Annotated in this window: 1 protein-coding gene; it reads right to left on the bottom strand. The window is 72.7% G+C overall.

What is annotated here, in order from left to right; genetic code table 11:
- Positions 1-245, bottom strand: a 245-nt coding sequence (locus HKX41_12925; GenBank protein ID NNC25038.1) for an RNA polymerase factor sigma-54, incomplete at both ends; no start/stop codon positions are given.

The raw sequence follows: 245 nt of genomic DNA, 5'->3' as shown, positions 1-245 counted from the left end.
CCAGGTCTCGCCGTCGTCCATGGTCCACTCCGGCTCAGGCGTGGCGTCGGAATTCGGGCCGTCGCCGCCGGGTCCGGCGCCGTCCTCGGACGAGGACGCGGAGGTGACGCTGGAGGCGTGCACGGGTTCGCCGGAGGCGTCGGGTTCCGGCGCGGCCGGTTCGGTCCAGTCCAGCAGCGGATTGCTTTCCACCGCGCTCGCCAGCTCCGCCTCCAGCTCGACCGCCGACAGTTGCAACAGGCGGA

Origin of the sequence: Salifodinibacter halophilus, from assembly GCA_012999515.1 — a bacterium.
Classification (GTDB): domain Bacteria; phylum Pseudomonadota; class Gammaproteobacteria; order Nevskiales; family Salinisphaeraceae; genus Salifodinibacter; species Salifodinibacter halophilus.
The sequence above is the reverse complement of the archived record's forward strand: the minus strand, read 5'-3'. Positions and strand labels throughout refer to the sequence as shown.